This is a genomic window from Parendozoicomonas callyspongiae (genome assembly GCF_023502345.1).
GTDB classification, from domain to species: domain Bacteria; phylum Pseudomonadota; class Gammaproteobacteria; order Pseudomonadales; family Endozoicomonadaceae; genus Sansalvadorimonas; species Sansalvadorimonas callyspongiae.
Map to the genome: position 1 here is coordinate 1 of NZ_JAMFLX010000177.1, position 268 is coordinate 268.

1 protein-coding gene is annotated in these 268 nt (G+C 45.9%); it reads left to right on the forward strand.

What is annotated here, in order from left to right; genetic code table 11:
• Nucleotides 1-216: hypothetical protein (locus M3P05_RS20830; RefSeq protein WP_249702072.1), on the forward strand; the 216-nt coding region annotated here is incomplete at its 5' end.
• Between the last annotated feature and the right edge of the window lie 52 nt (nt 217-268).

Genomic DNA, 268 nt, shown 5'->3' on the forward strand with positions numbered 1-268 from the left:
GTTAAGTCGCACATATCAAACGAAAACGATTTAAATCGTGGCATATTTCAATGTATTAAATATCAGGCTTTACTCCGAGCAGAGCAAAAAGCTTTATCTCAGCCGCCAACAGCACGAGCATATTTAGTCACTGAAAGTGATCTCCCTGCTCAGCTACAAAACCTAGCAGATAGGCTTGGTATTTATTGCTATACCATATCAGTAAACGGCGCTTAACAAGCGCATCCAGCCGACCGCCTGCGGCGTCGGCTGATGCGGGCGTTAGGTG